Here is a 24,241-nt window from a genome sequence, read left to right as displayed (position 1 = left end):
TTCAGTGCCTCGCCGGAGTCTGGTCGGCCTGGCCGCTCCCGCCGGTGCCGCCCTGCTCGGGCGTCGCGGCGGCGCGGGCGAGCTCGATGTCCAGGGCCTCGCGGCGGATCCGCTGGTCGATGTAGACCAGCACGCCGACGGCGGCCAGGAACGGGGTGGTCAGCGAGGAGGCGATGATCCCGGCGATCGCGGTCAGCACCATCATGCCGATGGACTGCTGGGAGGAGTCGCCGAAGCGGTCGATCGAGCCGAAGCCCAGCACCAGGCCGATGAAGCGGAACGGGATGACCAGGGTGGCCCCGACGATCCCGGCCAGGAGCCGGCTCAGCAGGACGATGCCGAAGATCCGCCACCAGGAGCCGCGGGCCAGTCGGCGCGAGCGCGACAGCGCCGTCACCACGCCCTGCTTCTCCAGCATCAGCGCGGGGGCGGCCAGGCTGTAGCGGACCAGCAGCCAGAGGCCGACCGGCAGGGTCAGCACACCGACCAGGAACAGCAGGGACACGGTCGCGGGGGCGTCGGCGCCGCCGGCCCGGTAGCCGAGCAGCGGGGTGAAGCCGAGCAGCACCACGCCGCCGCTCATCAGGGTGGTGAGCACGGTGAGCCCGAGCAGCTGCAGCAGCCGGGGGCGGGCGTCGCGCCAGGCCTCCCCGGCGGTCACCGACCGGCCGAGGACGGCGCGGCTGACCACGATGGTGAGCAGTGCGACGGCGAGCGCGTCGAGCAGCAGCGTCAGCGGCAGGCTGACGAGCAGGGTGAGGAGCTGGGTGGAGGCGCCGGTCCGGCCCTTGACCAGAAGTTCGGCGACGAAGGTGCCGGCCTGGTCGACGACGGCGATGCCGAGCGAGAGGGTGAGGGCGGTGCGCCAGTGCCGGCGGACGGTGGTGACGGCGCCGTCGAGCAGTTCGCCGACGCTGAGCGGGCGCAGCGGGATGACGCCGGGCCGGGGGCTGCGTGCGGCGTTCCAGCCGTACGGGTCGCGGCCGGGCGGCTGCCCGCCGCGGTTCGGCTGCCCGTACTGGGCGCCCCAGCCGGGGGTGGTCCGAGGGGGTGCCGACGGCCCGGGCACGGCGGCGGGCGCGTCGGCCGGAGGCCGGACGCCGTCGCGGGGCGGCTCGGACGAGCTGGGCGAGGCCCAGCCCGGAGTGTCGGTCATCACTGCTCCTCGGAGGGGCGTCCTGGGCGCGGATCCGGGCGGATCTTTCGCCCGCGCGCAGCGCCCATCGTGCCATGGGGTCCGGAGACGCCCCAGGGGTATCCGGTTGCTGATCGGCAACGGGGCCCGCCGGGGGGTCGGACGACGGGTTCCGGACCGTTCGGAGGCGCTCCGGCTAGGGCTATTCGCCCGGTATGGCCGGAATTCGACGGCCTGCGAGTTGGCCGTTGTGGAGCATTGGCACTGCTGTGCGGCAGGTCACAATCCGGTAATGAGAAGATGGACGCATGAAGGGACGCGTCCTCGTCGTTGATGACGACTCCGCACTGGCCGAGATGCTCGGCATCGTGCTGCGTGGTGAGGGTTTTGAGCCGTTTTTCGTCGCGGATGGGGACAAGGCGCTAGCCGCGTTCCGGGAGAGCAAGCCCGATCTGGTCCTGCTCGACCTGATGCTGCCCGGCCGGGACGGCATTGACGTGTGTCGGCAGATCCGGGCGGAGTCCGGCGTCCCGATCGTCATGCTGACCGCGAAGACGGACACGGTCGACGTGGTGGTGGGCCTGGAGTCCGGCGCCGACGACTACGTCACCAAGCCGTTCAAGCCCAAGGAGCTGGTGGCCCGGGTCCGCGCCCGGCTGCGCCGCGCCGAGGAGCCGACGCCCGAGCAGCTGACCATCGGCGACCTGGTGATCGACGTGGCCGGCCACTCGGTGAAGCGGGACGGGCGCAGCATCCCGCTGACCCCGCTGGAGTTCGACCTGCTGGTCGCGCTGGCCCGCAAGCCCTGGCAGGTGTTCACCCGCGAGGTGCTGCTGGAGCAGGTCTGGGGCTACCGCCACGCGGCGGACACCCGCCTGGTCAACGTCCACGTGCAGCGACTGCGCTCCAAGATCGAGAAGGACCCGGAGCGCCCCGAGATCGTGGTGACCGTCCGCGGCGTCGGCTACAAGGCCGGACCCAGCTGACGTGACGGACCGGGCTGAGGGCACCCCGTCGGGTTCCGCGACCGACGGGGCGGGGGCCGTGCGCGGGGACGTGCTGAGTTCGACCACCCGCCGCCGTCGCGGCCCCTCCGGAGTGTTCGGCCTGATGAAGCGTCAGCTCCGGCGCCCCGCGCGCCGGGTGGCCGTGCTGTACCACCGGTCGATCCAGGTGCGCGTGGTCGCGGTGTCCCTGCTGGCCTCCATCGCGGTGGTCCTGGTGCTGGGTGTGGTCGTGGTGGCACAGGTGCGCAACGGCCTGCTCGACACCAAGATCGACGCCGCCCGGGCGCAGGCCCGGATCGGCTTCCAGGTCGAGCAGAAGAAGATCGACGAGGCCCGGGACCAGAACCTGCGGGGCGCCGTCGACCCGACCACCGCCGAGACCGGCACCTGGCTGCTGCGCCAGGTCAACGACCTGGCCGCGAGCGGGCAGACGGTCTACTCGGTGATCGCGATGGCCCCCGGCACCGGGACGGTCGTCCCCGACAGCGCCGGCTTCGCGCCGCGCTACTCGGGCGACATCCAGCCCAGCAGCGTCCCGGACACCCTGCGCGCCAAGCTCATCGAAGAGCCCGGCCAGATGTTCGACCAGCCGACCCGGATCCACCGCTCGCCCGAGGCCGGCGGCAAGAGCGAGCCCGGACTGGCCCTCGGCATGCAGTTCGTCGGCCCGGCCAACACCAGCTACCAGCTGTTCTACGTGTTCTCCTTCGGCCAGGAGACCGACACCCTCAACCTGATCACCGGCACCCTGGCGACCGCCGGCGTGTTCGTGGTGATCCTGATGGGCGGCATCGCCTGGGTCGTGGTGCGCCAGGTCGTCACCCCGGTGCGGATGGCCGCCGGCATCTCCGAGCGGCTCGCCGACGGGCACCTGGAAGAGCGGATGAAGGTGACCGGGACGGACGACATCGCCCGCCTCGGGGAGTCGTTCAACCGGATGGCCAACGCCCTGCAGGCGCAGATCCGCCAGCTGGAGGAGCTGTCCCGGGTCCAGCGGCGCTTCGTCTCGGACGTCTCGCACGAGCTGCGCACCCCGCTGACCACGGTCCGGATGGCCGCCGACCTGATCTACGACAGCCGCGAGGACCTGGACCCGATGGCGGCCCGCTCGGCGGAACTGCTGCAGGGCCAGCTGGACCGCTTCGAGTCGCTGCTCGCCGACCTGCTGGAGATCAGCCGCTTCGACGCCGGCGCCGCGATCCTGGACGCCGAGCCGGTCGACCTGCGCGAGATCGTCGGCCGGGTGGTGGAGGCCGCCGACCCGCTGGCCCAGGCCAAGGGCAGCACCGTGGTGATCCGCGGCGACGGCGAGCCGGTGCTGGCCGAGGTGGACTCCCGCCGGATCGAGCGCATCCTGCGCAACCTGGTGGTCAACGCGCTGGAGCACGGCGAGGGCCGCGACGTGGTGGTCCGGCTGGGCTCGGCGGACGGCGCGGTCGCGGTCGGCGTGCGCGACTACGGCATCGGCCTCAAGCCGGGCGAGGCGTCCCGGGTGTTCCACCGCTTCTGGCGGGCGGACCCGTCCCGGGTGCGCACCACCGGCGGCACCGGCCTGGGCCTGTCCATCGCGGTCGAGGACGCCCACCTGCACGGCGGCTGGCTCCAGGCCTGGGGCGAGCCCGGCGGCGGCTCGCACTTCCGGCTCACCCTGCCGCGCACCCGCGGCGGCGAGATCAACCGGGCGCCGTTCCGGCTGGAGCCGGAGGACTCCCGCAACAACCGGGGCCTGGGCGCGTACGGCACGCCGTACCGCCGGGCGATCGCCCCGACCGGTTCGACGGCCATGGCCGCCGTCGAGGAGCCGGGCGAGGCGCCGGAAGGGGCCGGCAACGGGCTGGGCAGCGGCCTCGGCGGAGTGTTGAACATCGGCCCCGGGCTGGGCCGGAACCGGCTGCCGGAGGGGCCGCGCTCGGACCCCTCGGACGTGCGCACGGCGGGGGCCGGTTACGGCGCCACCGGCGCCCAGGTCATGGTGGACCCGACGCCGGGACGGCCGTCGGTGGCACAGCGGACGGCGGAACCGGACGCGACGGGTGGGACGGACCTGGAGGGGTCGCAGCGTGCGAAGGACGAGCAACAGGACTAGGACCGGCCCTGCGCCGCGGCTCTTGGCAGTGGCCGGCGTGGTGCTCGGCGCCCTGGTGGCGAGCGGCTGCGCGGCCATGCCGGACTCCGGCGGCATCACCAAGGTGGAGCTGTCGCAGGGCTCGGCCGACAAGAACCTGCAGGCCAGGGTGTTCCCGGTGGCGCCCGCCAAGGGCGCCAAACCGCGTGAGCTGCTGACCGGCTTCCTGGACGCGGTGACCGCGGACGAGGGGTACGAGACCGCGCGCAAGTACCTCACCGAGCACGCCGCCGCGACCTGGAACCCGGACGCGGGCATCCTCGTGCTCTCCGCCACGCAGATCGCGCCCGACCAGGTCGTCACCGACAAGGACACCGAGTACTCCGAGACGGTGTCCGGGCAGCTGGTGGCCACGGTCGACGAGAAGCGCTCGTACCTGCTGGTGTCGGGGCAGAACAACAAGGTCCTCGACTTCACCTTCACGCGGGAGGACGGTGAGTGGCGGATCGCCAAGCTGCCGGCCGGCGTGATCATGAACGAGACCAACTTCCGGAACAGCTTCCGGCAGGTCGAGCGCTTCTTCTACACCGCCCCCGACCCGTCCGTCCCCGGCTCCGGTTCCGGCGGCCAGGACGTGCTGGTCGCCGACCCGATCTACTTGCGGCGCCGAACCGACCCGCTGACCGCGGCCGCCAACGCGCTGGTCGCGGGGCCCTCCCACTGGCTCGCGCCGGTGGTCCGGACCGCCTTCCCGAGCGGCACCACGGTCGACAAGGTGGCCATCGACGACAGCCGGATCGCCCACGTGCAGCTCGGCGGGACGGACCTGGGCGATGCGGCGGCCTGCCGCCGGATGGCGACCCAGCTCTACTACACCTTCGCCGACCAGGGGAAGGGACAGGTCGACCGGCTGGAACTGAAGGGGCAGGGCGGCTCCTGCACGGCCAGCCGCAGTGACGACCAGGCCGTCGGCCCCGGCGCGCTGGCCGGCCGGGTGCCCCCGCAGCAGTACTACCAGCGCGCGGACAACGGCGCGCTGATGGTGGCCGAGGAGGGGCGCAGCGGCGACCCGGTGCCCGGGGTGCTGGGCAAACCGCACGCGAACGGCGTGCCCCAGCTGGGTACGGTCGCGGTCAGCCGGGACGGCTCCCAGGCCGCCGCGCTCTCGGACGACGGCCACCAGCTCTACTCGGTGCCGCTGGCCGCCGGCACGGTGGCGATGCCCGAGCCGGTGCTCAGCTCGCCGGTGAAGGGCGCCAAGGACGACGGCCTGGCCTCGCCCACCTGGGACGGCCGCGGCGACCTCTGGGTGGTGGACCGCGATCCGCAGGCCCCGCGGGTGGTCATGGTGCGCGGCGGCAGGACGTACACCGTGCCGGTCAGCGATCTGCGCGGGCAACCGGTGCAGGGGGTGCAGGCGGTGAAGGTCTCCTCGGACGGCGCCCGGATCGCGCTGGTGGTCAAGTCGCCCGGTGTGACTGGCAGTTCGCTGATGTTCGGACTGGTGGAGCACGACGGCACACCGGGGGCGCCGACCGTGCGGATCACCAATGCGCGCCCGGGGGCCCTCTCGCTCACCGACGTCACCTCGGTGTCCTGGACGGAGGCCGACCAGCTGCTGGTGCTCGGCAAGGAGGCCGACCGCCCCCAGCAGCTGTACTACATCAGCACCGACGGCTCGCAGAGCACGGACAGTCAGCTGCAGACCGGCAACGGCCTGCCGTCCTCCCCGCAGTCCATCTCGGCCGCGGAGTCCCGCGGGTACCTCCTGGCCCAGCCGTGGCCGGTGCTCGCGGTGGCGGGCGGGACGGTCTACCGGCTGGTCAACAACCAGTGGCGGGAAGCCCAGTTGGTGGACAAGGCCCGCTCGTACTTCTACGTGGGCTGATCGCCGGGCGGGCTGACGGGCTGACGGGCTGACGGGCGGGCTGACGGGCCGCCGGCCGGGCCTCAGCCCGCCGGCTGCACCGCGGTGGCCGCGACCGTGGCGGCGGCCCGGGCCGGCAGTCCGGCGTCGGCCAGCGCCCGGGCGGCCTCGGCCAGGCTCGCCCCGGTGGTCACCAGATCGTCCACCAGCACCGGCTGACGGCCGGCCAGGCCGCGGCGGGCGCGCGGCAGGACGGTGAGCGCGCCGTGCAGGTTGCGCCGCCGCTCGGCGGCGTTCAGCCCGGTCTGGTCGGCGACCGGGCGGGCGTGCCGCAGCAGCGGCGCGGCCCGGGCGTCCAGCCCGGCCCGGCGCAGCGACCGGGCGGCGGCCCCGGCCAGTCGCAGCGTCGGGTCGTGGCCGCGGGCGCGCACGGCCGCGCGGGCCGAGGGCATCGGGACCAGCAGCAGCGGCGCGGCCCCGGCCCGGGCCCCGAGGGCGGAGCGCACCGCCCGTCCGAGCGCCTCGCCGAGCGGCCCGGCCAGCCGCAGCGCGCCGCGCTCCTTGTGCGCGAGCAGCAGCTGCCGCACCGGGTCGGCGTACGGCGCGGCGGCGTGTGCCCAGGGCAGCAGGGTGGGGCCGGGGCGGGCGGTGGCCAGGGCGTGCAGGCAGGCCGGGCAGAGCTGGGTGCGTTCGGCGCCGCAGCCCGCGCAGTTCGCGGGGAGCAGGACGTCCAGCAGCCCGGCCAGTGCGTGGCCGAACGGTGTCTTCGCGGACGGCGGAGGGGCGGGGGAGGGGGTCGGTGGCACGGCTGCTCCTGGCGGCGGCAGGCACGGAGAGTCAGCAAAGGATGCGCCGTATGGGGGGCGTTGTCCAGGTATTTACCGTTGCTTCACCCACAGGAGGGTAGACAGGGTGCAACAGTTTGACCGCCAGCCCGCAGTATCCGGTCATACCCCCCATCTCGCCTGGGGAGGCGAAAACTCCCTGTGAGGTGTTCGATAAGGCTCCAGGGGGTTTCAACCGTCCCTGATGGGGAGGAAGTGAGATGAGGGCCAGTCGTTCCCGCCGCTGGCGGGGGCGGGGGCCGGCAGTGGATGGGCTGGTCCAGCTGGAGCTCAGTCCGGTCCGGTAGCACCCGGATCGGCGTCAGCACGAGGGATCGGAGTTCTGCGTGGACATCGTCGTCAAGGGCCGCAAGACCGAGGTGCCCAAGAGGTTCCGCGAGCACGTGGCCGAGAAGCTGGAGAAGGTCCAGAAGTTCGACGGCAAGGTGATCAGCCTCGACGTCGAGGTGTCCAAGGAGCACAACCCGCGGCAGGCCGACAGGTCGGACCGTGTGGAGATCACTCTTCGTACCCGGGGCCCGGTGATCCGGGCCGAAGCCGCCGCCGCCGACGCGTACGCGGCGCTCGACCTGGCATCGGCGAAGCTCGACGCGCAGCTGCGCAAGTCGGCCGACCGGCGTCGGGTGCACAAGGGCGGCGCCAACGGCCGCACCCCGATCAGCGTCGCCGAGGCGACCGCGGCCCTGGCCGCGCTGCCGGACACGACGGCGCACGAGGGCGAGACCAACGGGGCCGTCCGCAAGACCATGATGGGATCCCTGGAAGTGGAGGGCGAAGGCCCGCTGGTGGTCCGGGAGAAGACGCACTCGGCCGCCCCCATGGCGCTGGACCAGGCGCTCTACGAGATGGAGCTGGTCGGCCACGACTTCTACCTCTTCGTGGAGAAGGACAGCGGCCTGCCCAGCGTCGTCTACCGCCGGCACGGCTACCACTACGGTGTCATCCACGTGCAGCCGGACATGGCGGCCGGCGTGGCCAGCGGCGCGGGCGGTGCGATCGGTCGGTCCGACGACGAGGACTGACCGTCCCGACGGCAATGACGGAGGGGTGACCCCGGCGGCGGCTGCCGCCGGGGTCACCGGCGTTTCGGGGCGTTCCGCCTGTTTCGGGCGCGCCCGGTGGGACGGGTTCGAACGGTGCTCGGAACCATTGCGTCCCGGGGTCACCCGATGCGGGGGAATCGGCATCGGAGGGTGACTGCGGCGACGGCGGGGCGTGGAATGATTGGGCGCACGTCGACCCGCGAAGGGGGAGGAGCGGATGGGGGATCACTTCGGGCTGGGGCCCGCAGCGGGACCAGGCGCCGGACTGCCACCGGGGCCGGAGGAACCCGCGTACGCGCCGCACCGGGGTGAGCCGATCCGCGTCCTGGTGGTGGACGACCACGCCCTGTTCCGCCGGGGGCTGGAGATCGTGCTCGCGGAGGAGCCGGACATCAAGGTCGTCGGCGAGGCCGGGGACGGCGCCGAGGCGGTGCTGAAGGCCGCCGACCTGCTGCCCGACATCATCCTGATGGACGTCCGGATGCCGCGCCGCAGCGGGATCGAGGCCTGCACGGCGATCAAGGACGTGGCGCCCAGCACCAAGATCATCATGCTGACGATAAGCGACGAGGAGGCCGACCTCTACGAGGCGATCAAGGCGGGGGCCACCGGCTACCTGCTCAAGGAGATCTCCACCGACGAGGTTGCCACCGCGATCCGCGCGGTCGCCGACGGGCAGTCGCAGATCAGCCCGTCGATGGCCTCCAAGCTGCTCACCGAGTTCAAGTCGATGATCCAGCGGCGCTCCGACGACCGGGACCTGGTGCCCGCGCCCCGGCTCACCGACCGGGAGCTGGAGGTGCTGAAGCTGGTGGCGACGGGGATGAACAATCGGGAGATCGCCAAGGAGTTGTTCATCAGCGAGAACACCGTGAAGAACCACGTCCGCAACATCCTGGAGAAGCTCCAACTGCATTCCAGGATGGAGGCGGTGGTGTACGCGATGCGGGAGAAGATCCTCGAAATAGGGTGAGCGGCGCCCGCCGCCGTTCCTATTCCGAAAGCAGCTTCTCCAGGGCCGGGCGCAGCCGTTCGTCGTGCAGCGCCTCGACCCGCACCTCGTCGCAGCCGACCCAGGCGGCCGCCTCGCGCAGTGCGGCGGCCAGCGCATCGAGGTGCCGGGCGCCGCTTCCCGGGCCGTCGGCCAGCGAGACCTGCCGGGCGACCAGGGTGCGCCCCTCCCGGGCTGGGTCGACCCGGCCGACCAGCCGGCCGCCGGCCAGCAGCGGCATCGCGAAGTAGCCGTGCACCCGCTTGTGCCTGGGCGTGTAGGCCTCCAGCCGGTGGGTCATGCCGAAGATCCGTTCGGTGCGGGCGCGGTCCCAGATCAGCGAGTCGAACGGCGAGAGCAGCGTGGTGCGGTGGCGCCCGCGCGGGGCGGTGGCGAGTGCGGCCGGGTCGGCCCAGGCCGCGGCCGCGGTGCCGCCCGGGCCCCAGCCTGCCACCTGGACCGGGACCAGGCCGCTGTCCGCGAGCACCGGGTCCAACTGCTCGGCGCGCAGCCGGTGGTAGTCCAGCAGGTCGGCCCGGGTGGCCACGCCGAGCGCGGCGCCGGCCTGGGCCACCAGGGTGCGCACGCACTCCTCGTCGGACCGGTCCTGGCCGAACAGGGCGTCGGGGATCGCCTGTTCGGCCAGGGCGTAGACCCGCTTCCAGCTCCGGCGCTCGGTGCAGACCACGTCGCCGAAGGCCAGCGCCCGTTCGACCGCGATCTTGGTGTCGGACCAGTCCCACCACTCGGCGGTCCGCTTGGCCCCGCCCAGCTCGGTGGAGGTCAACGGCCCCTCGGCGCGCAGCTTGTCGAGCACCGCCCGGTACGTCTCGGGTGCGACCTGGTGGCCCCAGAGGTGGCCGCGGTCGCGGTAGCGGCGGCGCCGGAAGGCGAACAGCGGCCACTCCTCGACCGGCAGGACGCAGGCCGCGTGCGACCAGTACTCGAAGCTGGTGCCCGCGCCCCAGTACGCCGCCTCGACCGCCGGGCGGCCGACCGCGCCGAGCCGGGCGTAGGGCACCAGCTCGTGCGAGCGGGCCAGCACCGAGATGGTGTCCAACTGGACGGCGCCCAGGTGTCGCAGCACCCCGCGCACCCCGCCCCGGCGGTCGGGCGCGCCCAGCAGGCCCTGGGCGCGCAGGGCGATCCGGCGGGCGTCGTCGGCGCCCAGGACGGCGACGGGGGCGTGGTCGGCAGCGGTCATGCCGGCGAGCGTATCCGGGGGCACCGACAGCGGGCCCGGGCCCTTGGCGCCCTCGGCTACGGGCCAGGTGCTCAGTCCAGATCGGACGGGAGCAGCGAGGCGATCCAGGCGTCGTGGAAGATGCCGCGCTGGTCGGCGTACGACCGCAGGGTGCCCTCGGAGCGGTAGCCGACCCGCTCGGCGACCGCGCGCGAGCCCTCGTTGCCGACGTAGGCGAGCCACTGGAGGCGGCGCAGCCCGAGGTCGGTGAGCGCCCAGCGGGCGACCGCGCGGGCCGCCTCGACGGTGTAGCCCCGGCCGCGCTGCTCCTTCGCCGTCCACCAGCCGACCGAGGCGGCGCTCGGGTCGCCGGCCTTGCGCACGACCGCCTGGGTGCCGACCAGTCGGTCGGTCCCGCGCTCGACCACGCACCAGATGTACTCGGCGCCCGTGGCCAGCCCCTCGGGGGCCAGGGTGCGGACGAAGAACTCGGCGTCCTCGCGGCGGTAGGGGACGGGCACGACCGTCCAGCGCTGGATCTCCGCATCCTGGCAGGCCGCGAAGATCGCGTCGATGTCCGATTCCCGCGGGGCCCGCAGGACCAGGCGGTCGGTGGTGAGGGTGACGAGTTCGCTCCGCGGCTCTTGCATGGGCGGATTATTTCCCCGCGGGGGGAATGCGGGCATCCGAATAGTCGGCCAACTCCCCGGCCCGTCGACCGATTTGTCCCATTGGACGGTGCTATCGCTCCATGTGCACGCGCGGGTGACACGGGAATACCGTGCTGACGCACCTCCCGGCGCATTGGACTCCTCGCATACGATGGCCCGTGCGGTGGGGTGGACCCGCCGTGCAGTCGTCCAGTGCCAATACAGGCAAGGAGCCCGCTCAAGTGTCCGTCTTCGACAAGATCCTGCGCGCCGGCGAAGGCAAGATCCTTCGCAAGCTGCAGCGGATTGCTGCCCAGGTCAACTCCATCGAAGAGGACTTCGTCAACCTCACCGACGCCGAGCTGCGCGCGCTGACCGACGAGTACAAGCAGCGGCTCGCGGACGGCGAGACGCTGGACGACATCCTCCCCGAGGCGTTCGCCACCGTCCGCGAGGCCGCCAAGCGCGTGCTCGGCCAGCGGCACTACGACGTCCAGCTGATGGGCGGCGCCGCCCTGCACCTCGGCTACGTCGCCGAGATGCGCACCGGTGAGGGCAAGACCCTCGTCGGCACCCTGCCCGCGTACCTGAACGCGCTGACCGGCAAGGGCGTCCACCTGATCACCGTCAACGACTACCTCGCCGAGCGCGACTCGGAGTGGATGGGCCGGGTGCACCGCTTCCTCGGCCTCGAAGTCGGCGTGATCCTGGCCAACATGACGCCCGCCGAGCGCAAGCGCCAGTACGCGATGGACATCACGTACGGCACGAACAACGAGTTCGGCTTCGACTACCTGCGCGACAACATGGCCTGGTCGAAGGACGAACTCGTCCAGCGCGGCCACAACTTCGCGGTCGTCGACGAGGTCGACTCGATCCTCATCGACGAGGCCCGCACCCCGCTGATCATCTCCGGCCCGGCGGACCAGGCGACCAAGTGGTACGCCGACTTCGCCAAGCTGGTGCTGCGCCTGAAGATCGACCGCGACTACGAGGTCGACGAGAAGAAGCGCACCGTCGGCGTCCTGGAGGAGGGTGTCACCCGGGTCGAGGACTACCTCGGCATCGACAACCTCTACGAGTCGGTGAACACCCCGCTCGTCGGCTTCCTGAACAACGCCATCAAGGCCAAGGAGCTGTACAAGAAGGACAAGGACTACGTCGTCATGAACGGCGAAGTCATGATCGTCGACGAGCACACCGGCCGCATCCTGGCCGGCCGCCGCTACAACGAGGGCATGCACCAGGCGATCGAGGCCAAGGAGGGGGTGGAGGTCCAGAACGAGAACCAGACCCTGGCCACCATCACCCTGCAGAACTTCTTCCGTCTGTACGACAAGCTCTCCGGCATGACCGGTACCGGCACCACCGAGGCCGCCGAGTTCCACCAGATCTACAAGCTCGGCGTGGTGCCGATCCCGACCAACAAGACGCCGCTGCGCATCGACCAGCCCGACCTGATCTACAAGTCGGAGCCGGCCAAGTTCGCCGCCGTGGTCGAGGACATCGCCGAGAAGCACGAGAAGGGCCAGCCGGTGCTGGTCGGCACCGTGTCGGTCGAGAAGTCCGAGTACCTGTCGCAGGAGCTGCGCAAGCGCGGCATCCCGCACGAGGTGCTGAACGCCAAGCACCACGAGCGCGAGGCCCAGATCGTCGCGCAGGCCGGCCGCAAGGGCGCCGTCACCGTCGCCACCAACATGGCTGGCCGCGGCACCGACATCATGCTCGGCGGCAACCCGGACCACCTCGCGGCGGCCGAACTGGCCCAGCGCGGGCTCTCCGCGAGCGACAACCCGGAGGAGTACGAGGCGGAGTTCCCGGCCGCGCTGGAGAAGGCCAAGGCCTCGGTCAAGGCCGAGCAGGACGAGGTCAAGGAGGCCGGCGGCCTCTACGTCCTCGGCACCGAGCGGCACGAGTCCCGCCGGATCGACAACCAGCTGCGCGGCCGCTCCGGCCGTCAGGGCGACCCGGGCGAGTCCCGCTTCTACCTGTCGCTGGGCGACGACCTGATGCGCCTGTTCAAGGCCGGCATGGTCGAGCGCGTGCTCTCGATGGCCAACGTGCCCGAGGACGTGCCGATCGAGTCCAAGATGGTCACCCGCGCGATCGCCTCCGCGCAGACCCAGGTCGAGCAGCAGAACTTCGAGATCCGCAAGAACGTCCTGAAGTACGACGAGGTGCTCAACCGCCAGCGCGAGGTCATCTACGGCGAGCGCCGCCGGGTGCTGGAGGGCGAGGACCTGCAGGAGCAGGTCGGCCACTTCATGGACGACACCGTCGAGGCCTACGTCAAGGCGGCCACCGGCGAGGGCTTCGAGGACGACTGGGACCTCGACAAGCTCTGGACCGCGTTCAAGCAGCTCTACCCGATCACCCTGGACCTGGCGGAGCTGGAGGAGGAGGTCGGCGGACCGTCCGGCCTGACCCCCGACTTCCTGATCAAGGTCGTCCAGGAGGACATCCAGGCGCAGTACGGCGCCCGCGAGGACCAGCTCGGCGAGGAGATCCTGCGCGAGCTGGAGCGCCGCGTGGTGCTGTCGGTGCTGGACCGCCGCTGGCGCGAGCACCTCTACGAGATGGACTACCTCCAGGAGGGCATCGGCCTGCGGGCCATGGCCCAGCGCGACCCGCTGGTCGAGTACCAGCGCGAGGGCTTCGACATGTTCACCGCGATGATGGAGGGCATCAAGGAGGAGTCCGTCGCCTACCTGTTCAACCTGGAGGTCCAGGTCGAGCAGCAGGTCGAGGAGGTGCCGGTGGAGGACGCCGAGGTGCTGCTCGACAAGCTGGAGAAGGACGCCGCCCGCCCGGAGATCAAGGCCAAGGGCCTGGAGGCCCCGAAGCCGCAGCGGCTGCACTACACGGCCCCCTCGGAGGAGGTCGGCGGCGGTGTGGTCGAGGGCGACTTCGAGGACGGCGCGCCCGAGGAGGACGGCGACGGGATGACCCGCGCCGAGCGCCGCAAGGCCGCCAAGTCCGCCAAGGGTCGCCGCCGAAAGGCCTGAGCCAGGCACAGCACGCCGCGCAGGGCGCCGCTCCGGTACCGGGGCGGCGCCCTGCGCCGTCCCGTACGCCGTGGCCGTCATCGTGCCTCCACGGCGGTGCACTGCCACTGGCCGGCCGGGCCGCGCTGCTCCAGCCGGAAGGCCACCATGTGGTGCCGCCGGCCGAGGTCGACCCGGACGCAGGCCTCGACGGCGTCGGGTGAGGGTGATCGGTCGTGCACCGGGCCGAGCCGGGGCCGGTCGGCGGGGCCGCCGCGGCGCAGCGCACCGGCCCGGACCAGCGAGGCGAGCTGCCCGTAGCCGTCCAGGCTGGTGTGCCGCATCAGCTGGCCGGAGGGCCGGGCGCCGGTGAGCACCTCGACCAGCTGGTGGGCGAAGCGGGCGGCGAGCGCCCCGGCGTCATGGCGGGCTGACCCGGGGACCCCGGCTGACCCGGGGGCGCCGGTGCAGGCGGCGCGCGGCTGGCGCGGCCGGCGCCCGGCCGGGTCGCAGCCGCCGGAGGCGCGGACGCGGCGGTGCGGGCGGGCGGTGAGGTGGGCGGTGAGGTGGGTGCTGAGCTGCGCGGTCACGGTGGCCCCCGACAAGGGTGGTGCGGGTACGGACGGGTCCAGGCTGGCCAAGGCCCGGGCGGGGCGGCAACGCGTTTTCGAGCGGCCGGGAGACCGGCTCGAAGTTCACCTATCCGGGTGAGGCGCCCAATGTGGCGCCGGGCCCGGCGGGCGTTCCGTGGGCGACGGGTTGACGTGCGGGGACGGGCCGTACGGCCCGAAAGGGGACGCCCAGGTACGGCGGACCGGGTGATGCCGGGCCCGGTTCCCGTTGCGCCGCACGTCCGCCCGCGCGCACCATCGGTAGCCTGACCCGCTCCCAACGACGACGGGCGGCCGGGATGACGACAGCCGGGATGACCACACGGGCGGCGGCGGGCACGACCTCCGGCGGCGCGCCCCGGCGCGGTTTGGTGCTGGGCGGCGGCGGGATGCTCGGCGCGGCCTGGACGGTCGGCGCGCTGTGCGCCGTCGAGGAGGCCACCGGGCGCCGGCCGGGCGAGGCGGACGTCCTGCTCGGCACCTCGGCGGGCGCGATCCTGGCCGCGATGCTGGCTGGGGGCGTGCCCCCCGAGCAGCTGCGCGACCACCAACGCGGCCTGCCGATCACCGAGGGCCCGCTGGCCGGGGTCGCCTTCGACTACGAGACGGCGGCGGGCGGCGCCCTGCCGCCCCGCCCGCGGGCCGGGATCGGCTCGCCCGACCTGCTGCGGGACGCCGTCCGGCACCCGCGCGAGTACCCGCTGCTGACCATGGTCTCGGCGATGGCGCCGCACGGCCGAGGCTCGCTGGCGCCGGTCGGCGAGCTGGTGCGCGGGCTGTTCGGCCCCGGCGGCTGGCCGGTCCAGGGAAGCCCGGCCGCGACCGCGGGGGCGGCGCCGTGCACGGCCGCCGCGCCGCTGCGGGTGGCGGCGGTGGACTACCGCAGCGGCCACCGGGTGGTCTTCGGCGACCCGGAAGCCCCGGCCGTCGCGGTTGCCGACGCCGTGATGGCCTCCTGCGCCATCCCCGGCTGGTTCGCGCCGGTGCGCCTGGACGGTTCGGCGTACGTGGACGGCGGCTGCTGGTCGGCCACCAACGCGGACCTGCTGCTCGGCCGCGGCCTGGACGAGGTGTACGTGCTGGCCCCGATGGCCCTGCGGCTGGGCCCGCGGCCCGAGCGCTCCGGCCGCGGCACCCTGGCCGCGCTGCGCGAGTGGCGGGCCCGGGACCGCCCGCGCGGAGTGCTGGCCCAGCTGGTCAGCCGCTATCGCCGTGCGGTGACCCGGCAGCTGCTGCGCGAGGCCGCGCTGCTGCGGGCCGAGGGCGTCCGGGTGCGGCTGCTCGCGCCGACCCTGGCCGACCTGGCGGTGATGGGCCCCAACCTGATGGACCCGGCCCGCCGCGGCGAGGTGCTGGAGAGCGCGCTGCGGACCAGCCGGGAGGCGCTGGCCGCCGAGCGCGGACCCGGCCCGAGGTGATCACGGGCGGCCCGGCGGCGCTTATTCTTGGGGCGCTGGATGCTGTGCCGCTGGACGAACCCCCCGCTGGACGAACCCCCGCTGGACGAACCGGAGAGTGCCACCGATGCGCGTGTACGTGCCCACCACCCTGACCGGCCTGGCGGCGGCGCACGAGGGCGGCGCCCTGGAGCCGTCCGCGGCCTACGCCGTGACGCCCGCGCTGCGCGAGTGGTACGTCAGCGACGACCTGGAGGAGCTGGAGTACGCGGCGCTGAACCGGGCCGCCCAGTCCTCTCTGCGGCTGCTGGCGGCCGACCCGGGCGCCCCGCGCCGGCGCGTCGTGGTGGCGCTGGACGTGGCCGACTCGGCCGTGCGGCCCTTCCCCGGCGACGAGTACCAGGACCAGGCCTCGCTCGGCCGGGTGGTGCTGGCCGGCCCGGTCAAGCTGGCGAAGGCCGCCTCGGTGCACGCGGACGTGGCCGACGCCGAGGTGGTCGAGGACGTCACGGCGGCGGTGGCGGCGGTGGCCGCGGCCGACTCGGGCGACCAGGACGCCCAGTTCACCGTGGACGGCGCGGAGGACCACGACCTGCTCTGGTACGCGACCCAGGAGATCCCGTCCCTGCTGGGCTGAGTGAGCCCCGTCCTACCGGCGTGTCGGCCGTTCGGGTTACCGTTTGACCCCGTGCGCACTCACATCGTTTGGGACTGGAACGGCACCCTCTTCCACGACATGGACGCGGTCCTCGGCGCGAGCAACGCCGCGTTCGCGACCATCGGCGTCGGGCCGATGACCATGCAGCAGTACCGCGAGCAGTACGAGGTCCCGATCCCCCGCTTCTACGAGCGACTGCTCGGCCGGATGCCCTCCCGGGAGGAATGGCTGCGGCTGGACGACGCCTTCCAGGACCGCTACCGCGAGCTCCGCCCGGCCTGCGGCCTGACCGAGGGCGTGCCCGAGCTGCTGGCGGGCTGGCAGGCGGCCGGGCACAGCCAGTCCCTGCTGTCGATGTACCTGCACGACAAGCTGGTGCCGCTGGTCGACTCCTTCGGCCTGACCGGCAGCTTCCTGCGGGTGGACGGCCGCAGCGGCCCCTCCGGCGGCCAGAAGGCGGAGCAGCTGACCAAGCACCTGGCCGCGCTCGGCGAGCAGGTCGACCCGGCCCGTACGGTGCTGATCGGCGACGCCGCGGACGACGCCCTGGCGGCGCTGCACGCGGGCGCCCACGCGGTGCTGTACACCGGCGGCTCGCACACCCGGGAGAAGCTGGAGCCGGTCGGCGTCCCGGTGGTGGACAGCCTGGCCGAGGCGGTCGAGCTGGCCGGCGCCCTGACGGGCTGAGTGTTCGCGACGGCGGACGTGGACGGCGGAGGTGGCGCGCGCCACGTCCGCCGTTGGCGTGTCTGGACGGGCGGATCCGCCCGGTCCTGGTCAGGCTGGACTGACACCGGTAGAGCCAGGACGGAGCCGCCATGCCCATCGACGCAGTCACCGAGGTGCCCACCCCGGTCAACGAGCCGGTGCAGGCGTACGCGCCCGGCAGCCCGGAGCGGGACCGGCTGGTCCGGCGGCTGGACGAGCTGGCGGCCGAGCAGATCCCGCTGCCGATGACCATCGGCGGCGAGCAGCGCTTCGGCAGCAGTGAGCGGATCGACGTCGTCCAGCCGCACCACCACGCCGCCAAGCTGGGCGTGCTCGGCAACGCCACCCGGGAGGACGCCCGGGCGGCGGTGGACGCGGCGCTGGCGGCCGGGCGGCAGTGGCGCTCGCTCTCCTTCGACGACCGGGCGGCGGTCTTCCTGCGCGCCGCCGAACTGCTGGCCGGGCCCTGGCGGGAGACGCTCAACGCGGCGACGATGCTCGGCCAGTCCAAGACCGCGCAGCAGGCCGAGATCGACTCCGCCTGCGAGCTGATCGACTTCTGGCGGTTCAACGTCCACTTCGCCCGGCAGGTGCTGGCGGACCAGCCGGTCTCCTCCCCGGGGGTGTGGAACCGGGTCGACCACCGCCCGCTGGAAGGTTTCGTCTACGCGATCACCCCGTTCAACTTCACCGCGATCGCCGGGAACCTGCCGACCGCCCCCGCGCTGATGGGCAACACCGTGGTCTGGAAGCCCGCGCCGACCCAGACCCTGGCCGCGTACCACCTGATGCGGCTGCTGGAGGCGGCCGGCCTGCCGCCCGGGGTGATCAACCTGGTCACCGGCGACGGCCTGCAGGTCTCCCCGGTGGCGCTCGCCGACCCGGCGCTCGCCGGGCTGCACTTCACCGGCTCCACCGCCACCTTCCAGTCGCTCTGGCAGACGATCGGCGCCAACATCGGCGGCTACCGCACCTACCCGAGGATCGTCGGCGAGACCGGCGGCAAGGACTTCCTGCTCGCCCACCGCTCGGCCGATCCGGAGATCCTGAAGACCGCGATGATCCGCGGCGCCTTCGAGTACCAGGGCCAGAAGTGCTCGGCGCTCTCCCGCGCCTACCTGCCGCGCAGCCTCTGGCTGAAGATCAAGGACGACTTCCTGGCCGAGGTGGACGCCCTCACGGTGGGCGACGTCACCGACCTGTCCAACTTCATGGGCGCCCTGATCGACAAGCGCGCCTTCGAGAAGAACCGGGGCGCCATCGAGCGGGCGAAGGCCGACCCGACCGTCGAGCTGGTGGCCGGCGGCCAGTACGACGACGCGATCGGCTGGTTCGTCCGGCCGACGGTGCTGGTCTCCTCCGACCACCGGGGCGAGATCTTCCACACCGAGTACTTCGGCCCGATCCTCGCGATCCACGTCTACGAGGACTCCCGCTGGGACGACGTGCTCCGCCGGGTCGACTCGGGCGCCCCGTACGGCCTGACCGGCGCGGTGATCGCACAGGACCGTTACGCCATCTCCCAGGCCGTGGAGGAACTGCGCTTCACCGCCGGGAACTTCTACATCAACGACAAACCCACCGGCGCCGTCGTCGGACAGCAGCCCTTCGGCGGCTCCCGGGCCTCCGGGACCAACGACAAGGCGGGCGCCGCCCAGAACCTGCTGCGCTGGACCTCGGCCCGGGCGATCAAGGAAACCTTCGTGCCGCCCACCCATCACAGGTACCCGCATATGGGCTGAAAGCGAACATGACGCTCCGGTTTGGACATGCTGTCCAGGACGGACCCGACATCCTGCGGGTTTGCGCCTCCCTGTCCCTGTGAACCTTCGATTGATCCGGTTAGGCTGGCTGGCGTCGTCGGGTGGCTTGCAGGACGAACGAGTCGTCCTACCCGCTGGGAGGGCGTTTCATGCGTGCCATGAGCCCCTTTCAGTCGGACGGTGCGGCAGGATTGCGAGCGACCCGTCGGTGTACACCCACACACCACCGAGTCACGCAACGGCGCGCGACAGGAGCCAAGAAGTCATGCAGACCAAGCTGGGCGCAGCCAAGGCCGAACTGCTCAAGAAGGCAGCCACAGCCGCTGAGAACAGCCAGGTGGGGGGAGCGGCGCCGGGGGAGGGTCTGAGCAACGGCGCTCTGACCGCGTACCTGCACCACTACTACCTCCACACCGCGCCCGAGGACCTGGTCGACCTCGACCCGGTCGACGTGTACGGCGCGGCCGCCTCCCACTACCGCCTGGGCCTCAAGCGCCCCCAGGGCACCGCCGAGGTGCGGGTCCACACCCCCTCGGTCGAGGAGAACGGCTGGTCCTGCGGCCACACCGTGGTCGAGGTCGTCACCGACGACATGCCCTTCCTGGTCGACTCCGTCACCAACGAGCTGTCCCGCCAGGACCGCGCGATCCACCTCGTCGTCCACCCCCAGCTGGTCGTCCGCCGTGACATCACCGGCAAGCTGCTGGAGATCCTGGACGTCGACGCCTGCTCCCGCAGCCAGGCCGCTGGCGCCGAGTGGCCCGCCGACGCGACCGTCGAGTCGTGGATGCACATCGAGATCGACCGCGAGACCGACCGCGACGACCTGCGCACCATCGAGACCAACCTGCGCCGCGTGCTCGGCGACGTCCGCGAGGTCGTCGAGGACTGGGCCAAGATGCGCGACAGCGCGCTGCGCCTGGCCGACGAACTGGCCGAGGAGCCCCCGGCCGGCCTGCCCGAGCAGGAGGTCGGCGAGGCCTGGGAGCTGATGCGCTGGCTCGCCGACGACCACTTCACCTTCCTCGGCTACCGCGAGTACGACCTGGTCGAGCACGAGGGCGAGGAGGTCCTCAAGGCCGTCGCCGGGACCGGCCTCGGCATCCTGCGCTCCGACCCGCACAGCCACGACGACCGCCACCACTCGGTCTCCGAGGCCTTCGGCCGCCTCTCCGCCCCGGTCCGCGCCAAGGCCCACGAGAAGAAGCTGCTCGTCCTGACCAAGGCCAACAGCCGCGCCACCGTGCACCGCCCGGCCTACCTGGACTACGTCGGCGTCAAGAAGTTCAACGCCGCCGGCGAGCCGATCGGCGAGCGCCGCTTCCTCGGCCTGTTCTCCTCGGCCGCCTACACCGAGTCGGTCACCCGCATCCCGGTCGTGCGCCGCAAGGTCCAGGCGGTGCTGGCGGAGTCCGGCTTCTCCAGCGAGAGCCACGACGGCCGCGACCTGCTGCAGATCATGGAGACCTTCCCGCGGGACGAGATCTTCCAGACCCCGGCCTCCGAGCTGCTCTCCATCGCCACCAGCGTGCTCTACCTGCAGGAGCGCCGTAAGCTGCGCCTCTTCCTGCGCCAGGACGAGTACGGGCGCTACTTCTCCGCCTTCATCTACCTGCCGCGCGACCGCTACACCACGCGCATCCGGCTGCTGCTCACCGACATCCTCAAGGAAGAGCTGAACGGCGCCACCATCGACTACACGGTGTACGCCACCGAGTCGGTGCTGACCCGCCTGCACTTCGTGGTCCGGGTCGCCCCGGGCACCGCGCTGCCCCGGCTCACCGACTCCGACATCGAGCGGATCGAGAACCGCCTGGCCGAGGCCGCCCGGTTCTGGATGGACGGCTTCCACGACCAGCTGCACATCGAGCTGGGCGAGGAGAAGGCCGCCGAGCTGGGCCACAAGTACGCCAACGCCTTCCCCGACGGCTACCGCGCCGATTTCCCGCCGCGCACCGCCGTCGCCGACATCAAGCAGATCGAGTCGCTGCACGGCGAGGGCGACTTCCGCCTGAACCTGTACCAGCCGGTCGGCGCGGGCGACGACGAGCGCCGCTTCAAGATCTACCGGGTCGGCGGCCCGATCTCGCTCACCGAGGTCCTGCCGGTGCTGCAGCGCCTGGGCGTCGAGGTGCTGGACGAGCACCCGTACGCGCTGCGCCGCTCCGACGGCACCACCGCGTGGGTGTACGACTTCGGCCTGAAGCTGCGCGAGGCCACCGGGCTCACCGACGAGGCCCGCGAGCGCTTCCAGGACACCTTCGCCGCGACCTGGACCGGCAAGGCCGAGAACGACGGCTTCAACGAGCTGGTCCTCACCGCCGGGCTGAACTGGCGCCAGGCGATGGTGCTGCGCGCGTACGCCAAGTACCTGCGCCAGGCGGGCTCCACGTTCTCCCAGGACTACATGGAGGACGCGCTCCGCAACAACACCCACACCACCCGCCTGCTGGTCAACCTGTTCGAGGCCCGGCTGAGCCCCAGTCACCGTTCCGGCGCCCTGGAGCTGACCGAGGGCATCCTGGAGGAGCTGGCCGGCGCGCTCGACGAGGTCGTCTCGCTGGACGAGGACCGCATCCTGCGCTCCTTCCTGAACCTCATCAAGGCCACCCTGCGGACCAACTTCTTCCAGCACGACGGCTCCGGCGAGTGGCACTCCTACGTGTCGATGAAGTTCGACCCGAAGGCCATCCCGGACCTGCCGGCCCCGCGCCCGGCGTTCGAGATCTGGGTCTACTCGCCGCAGGTCGAGGGCGTGCACCTGCGCTTCGGCAAGGTCGCCCGCGGCGGTCTGCGCTGGTCCGACCGGCGCGAGGACTTCCGCACCGAGATCCTCGGCCTGGTCAAGGCCCAGATGGTGAAGAACACCGTCATCGTCCCGGTCGGCGCCAAGGGCGGCTTCGTCGCCAAGCAGCTGCCGGACCCGTCGGTGGACCGCGACGCCTGGCTGGCCGAGGGCATCTCCTCGTACAAGACCTTCATCTCGGCGCTGCTCGACATCACCGACAACCTGGTGGCCGGCGAGGTCGTCCACCCGGCCGACGTGGTCCGCCACGACGAGGACGACACCTACCTGGTCGTCGCCGCCGACAAGGGCACCGCGACCTTCTCCGACATCGCCAACGGCGTCGCGGAGTCGTACGGCTTCTGGCTCGGCGACGCCTTCGCCTCCGGCGGCTCGGCCGGCTACGACCACAAGGGCATGGGCATCACCGCCCGCGGCGCCTGGGAGTCGGTCAAGCGCAACTTCCGCGAGCTCGGCGTCGACACCCAGTCCGAGGACTTCACCGTCGTCGGCATCGGCGACATGTCCGGCGACGTCTTCGGCAACGGCATGCTGCTCAGCGAGCACATCCGGCTGGTCGCCGCCTTCGACCACCGCCACATCTTCCTCGACCCGAACCCGGACGCGGCCGTCTCGTACGCCGAGCGCCGCCGCCTGTTCGAGCTGCCGCGCAGCTCCTGGGACGACTACGACAAGTCGCTGATCTCGGCCGGCGGCGGGGTCTTCCCGCGCAGCGCCAAGTCGATCCAGGTCAGCGCACACGTCCGGGCCGCCCTGGGGATCCAGGAGTCCCGCCTGACCCCGGCCGAGCTGATGAAGGCGATCCTCCAGGCGCCGGTCGACCTGTTCTGGAACGGCGGCATCGGCACCTACGTCAAGGCCTCCGGCGAGACCAACGCCGAGGTCGGCGACAAGGCCAACGACGCCATCCGGGTCAACGGCGAGCAGGTCCGGGCCCGGGTCATCGGCGAGGGCGGCAACCTCGGCTGCACCCAGCTCGGCCGCATCGAGTACGCCGCCACCGGCGGCCCCGAGGGCGTCGGCGGCTGGATCAACACCGACGCCATCGACAACTCGGCCGGTGTGGACACCTCGGACCACGAGGTCAACATCAAGATCCTGCTCAACCAGATCGTCGCCGAGGGCGACATGACGGTCAAGCAGCGCAACGTCCTGCTTGCCGAGATGACCGACGAGGTCGGCCACCTGGTGCTGCGCAACAACTACGCGCAGAACGTGGTGCTGGCCAACGCCGTCGCCCAGGCGCACAGCATGGTCAACGTCCACGCCCGGATGATCAACCGCTTCGAGGCGGCCGGCCAGCTCGACCGGGGCCTGGAGTTCCTGCCCGCCGAGCGCCAGATCCGTGAGCGCCAGCAGAGCGGCCGCGGGCTCTCCCAGCCCGAGATGTCCGTCCTGCTCGCCTACACCAAGATCATCCTGGCCGAGGAGCTGCTGGCCACCGACCTGCCGGACGACCCCTTCTTCCGCACCCTGCTGCACGAGTACTTCCCGAGCGCGCTGCGGGCCAGGTTCGCCGACGCGATCGACAACCACGCGCTGCGCCGCGAGATCATCACCACGCTGATCGTCAACGACACGATCAACCGCGGTGGCTGCACCTTCGCCTTCCGCCTGAAGGAGGAGACCGGCGCGACCTACGAGGAGATCGCCCGGACCCACACCGCCGCGCGGGCCGTCTTCGGCCTGGAGGAGATCTGGGCCCGGATCGAGGGCCTGGACAACCAGGTCCCCGCCCGGATCCAGACCAAGATGCGGCTGCACTCGCGGCGCCTGGTCGAGCGCGCCACCCGGTGGATGCTCAACAACCGCCGCCAGCCGCTCGACATCGCCGGCACCATCGAGTTCTTCCGCGACCGGGTCAACCAGGTCTGGGGCTCGCTGCCCAAGCCGCTGCGCGGCGAGGACCTGACCTGGTTCGAGTCGATCCAGGGCGAACTCGCCGCGGCCGGCGTGCCGGACGAGCTGGCCACCCGGATCGCCGGCCTGTCCTCGGTCTTCCCGACCCTGGACATCACCGAGGTCGCGGACCGCTCCGGCAAGGACGTCGCCGACGTCGCCGAGCTGTACTACGACCTCGGCGACCGCCTGCAGATCTCGCACCTGCTCGACCGCATCATCGACCTGCCCCGCACCGACCGCTGGTCGTCGATGGCCCGGGCCGCGATCCGCGAGGACCTCTTCGCGGCGCACGCGGCGCTGACCGCTGACATCCTGGCCTGCGGCCCCGAGGGCGCCACCCCCGAGGAGCGCTACAACGCCTGGGCGGACCTCAACTCCACCCTGCTGAACCGCGCCAAGGCCACCCTCGACGACATAAGGGGTTCGGACAACTACGAGCTGTCCAGCCTCTCGGTCGCGATGCGCGTCATCCGCACCCTGCTGCGCACCGGTTCGATGCGCTGACGGACGGCTGAACGGAAGGGGCCCGCGTCCATCCCGGACGCGGGTCCCTTCCGCGTTTCCCGCCCCCCGGGAAACCGGTTGTGGGTCGTGGGCGCACCTTCGGTACGGTGATCCCCGAACGA

The 24,241-nt window shown here is 72.2% G+C and carries 16 protein-coding genes; 11 read left to right on the top strand and 5 right to left on the bottom strand.

Annotated features, from left to right (window positions below):
- Position 1: 1 nt before the first annotated feature.
- Complete coding sequence (locus tag ACIG5E_RS12235; RefSeq protein ID WP_396533253.1) at positions 2-1,156, bottom strand: hypothetical protein; 1,155 nt, start codon at positions 1,154-1,156, stop codon at positions 2-4.
- 287 nt (positions 1,157-1,443) lie between these two features.
- Between ACIG5E_RS12235 and mtrA the strand changes: the two genes are divergently transcribed.
- The 3 genes from mtrA (at position 1,444) to ACIG5E_RS12220 (ending at position 6,095) form a co-directional block, all read left to right on the top strand.
- Positions 1,444-2,121, top strand: coding sequence for an MtrAB system response regulator MtrA (mtrA, locus tag ACIG5E_RS12230; protein WP_030283937.1), 678 nt, complete (start codon positions 1,444-1,446; stop codon positions 2,119-2,121).
- A gap of 124 nt (positions 2,122-2,245) precedes the next feature.
- Positions 2,246-4,228 (top strand): MtrAB system histidine kinase MtrB, encoded by a 1,983-nt coding sequence (mtrB, locus tag ACIG5E_RS12225; RefSeq protein ID WP_396533252.1) that lies wholly within the window; start codon positions 2,246-2,248, stop codon positions 4,226-4,228.
- A 28-nt stretch (positions 4,229-4,256) separates the two neighbouring features.
- Positions 4,257-6,095: an LpqB family beta-propeller domain-containing protein gene (locus ACIG5E_RS12220; protein ID WP_396533271.1), complete on the top strand. Its 1,839-nt coding sequence runs from the start codon at positions 4,257-4,259 to the stop codon at positions 6,093-6,095.
- 62 nt (positions 6,096-6,157) lie between these two features.
- Here the strand turns inward: ACIG5E_RS12220 and ACIG5E_RS12215 are convergent, their stop codons facing one another.
- Positions 6,158-6,880 carry a ComF family protein gene (locus tag ACIG5E_RS12215; protein WP_396533251.1) on the bottom strand — a complete coding sequence of 241 codons (723 nt, stop codon included), beginning with the start codon at positions 6,878-6,880 and terminating at the stop codon, positions 6,158-6,160.
- A gap of 365 nt (positions 6,881-7,245) precedes the next feature.
- On the opposite strand from ACIG5E_RS12215, the gene hpf reads away from it, so the two are divergent.
- Entirely contained in the window at positions 7,246-7,941 is a 696-nt protein-coding gene (gene hpf / locus ACIG5E_RS12210; protein WP_396242045.1) for a ribosome hibernation-promoting factor, HPF/YfiA family, read from the top strand.
- 238 nt (positions 7,942-8,179) lie between these two features.
- Positions 8,180-8,935, top strand: a complete 756-nt coding sequence (locus ACIG5E_RS12205; RefSeq protein WP_396533250.1) for a response regulator — start codon at positions 8,180-8,182, stop codon at positions 8,933-8,935.
- Positions 8,936-8,954: 19 nt separating this feature from the next.
- Here ACIG5E_RS12205 and ACIG5E_RS12200 read toward each other — a convergent pair whose 3' ends face one another.
- Both ACIG5E_RS12200 and ACIG5E_RS12195 read right to left on the bottom strand, forming a co-directional pair.
- Positions 8,955-10,157 (bottom strand): winged helix-turn-helix domain-containing protein, encoded by a 1,203-nt coding sequence (locus ACIG5E_RS12200; RefSeq protein WP_396533249.1) that lies wholly within the window; start codon positions 10,155-10,157, stop codon positions 8,955-8,957.
- A 71-nt stretch (positions 10,158-10,228) separates the two neighbouring features.
- Positions 10,229-10,786 carry a GNAT family N-acetyltransferase gene (locus ACIG5E_RS12195; RefSeq protein WP_396533248.1) on the bottom strand — a complete coding sequence of 186 codons (558 nt, stop codon included), beginning with the start codon at positions 10,784-10,786 and terminating at the stop codon, positions 10,229-10,231.
- Positions 10,787-11,028: 242 nt separating this feature from the next.
- Here ACIG5E_RS12195 and secA point away from each other — a divergent pair, with 242 nt between their 5' ends.
- On the top strand, positions 11,029-13,791 hold the full coding sequence (gene secA / locus ACIG5E_RS12190) for a preprotein translocase subunit SecA (protein ID WP_396533247.1): 2,763 nt from the start codon (positions 11,029-11,031) through the stop codon (positions 13,789-13,791).
- 77 nt (positions 13,792-13,868) lie between these two features.
- Here secA and ACIG5E_RS12185 read toward each other — a convergent pair whose 3' ends face one another.
- Positions 13,869-14,360, bottom strand: coding sequence for an Rv3235 family protein (locus ACIG5E_RS12185; protein WP_396533246.1), 492 nt, complete (start codon positions 14,358-14,360; stop codon positions 13,869-13,871).
- A 335-nt stretch (positions 14,361-14,695) separates the two neighbouring features.
- Between ACIG5E_RS12185 and ACIG5E_RS12180 the strand changes: the two genes are divergently transcribed.
- From ACIG5E_RS12180 to ACIG5E_RS12160, 5 genes are all read left to right on the top strand, one after another.
- A complete protein-coding gene (locus ACIG5E_RS12180; RefSeq protein ID WP_396533245.1) occupies positions 14,696-15,799 on the top strand; it encodes a patatin-like phospholipase family protein in 1,104 nt (367 codons plus the stop codon).
- 106 nt (positions 15,800-15,905) lie between these two features.
- Positions 15,906-16,415 carry a DUF6912 family protein gene (locus ACIG5E_RS12175; RefSeq protein ID WP_396533244.1) on the top strand — a complete coding sequence of 170 codons (510 nt, stop codon included), beginning with the start codon at positions 15,906-15,908 and terminating at the stop codon, positions 16,413-16,415.
- A gap of 51 nt (positions 16,416-16,466) precedes the next feature.
- Complete coding sequence (locus tag ACIG5E_RS12170) at positions 16,467-17,123, top strand: HAD family hydrolase (protein ID WP_396533243.1); 657 nt, start codon at positions 16,467-16,469, stop codon at positions 17,121-17,123.
- A 137-nt stretch (positions 17,124-17,260) separates the two neighbouring features.
- Positions 17,261-18,886 (top strand): L-glutamate gamma-semialdehyde dehydrogenase, encoded by a 1,626-nt coding sequence (pruA, locus tag ACIG5E_RS12165; protein ID WP_396533270.1) that lies wholly within the window; start codon positions 17,261-17,263, stop codon positions 18,884-18,886.
- Positions 18,887-19,172: 286 nt separating this feature from the next.
- Complete coding sequence (locus tag ACIG5E_RS12160; RefSeq protein WP_396533242.1) at positions 19,173-24,119, top strand: NAD-glutamate dehydrogenase; 4,947 nt, start codon at positions 19,173-19,175, stop codon at positions 24,117-24,119.
- Positions 24,120-24,241: the final 122 nt, after the last annotated feature.

The sequence above is a fragment of the Kitasatospora sp. NPDC053057 genome (genome assembly GCF_044546945.1).
In the GTDB taxonomy this organism is placed as follows: Bacteria; Actinomycetota; Actinomycetes; order Streptomycetales; family Streptomycetaceae; genus Kitasatospora.
This window is presented reverse-complemented; position numbering and strand designations above follow the sequence as displayed.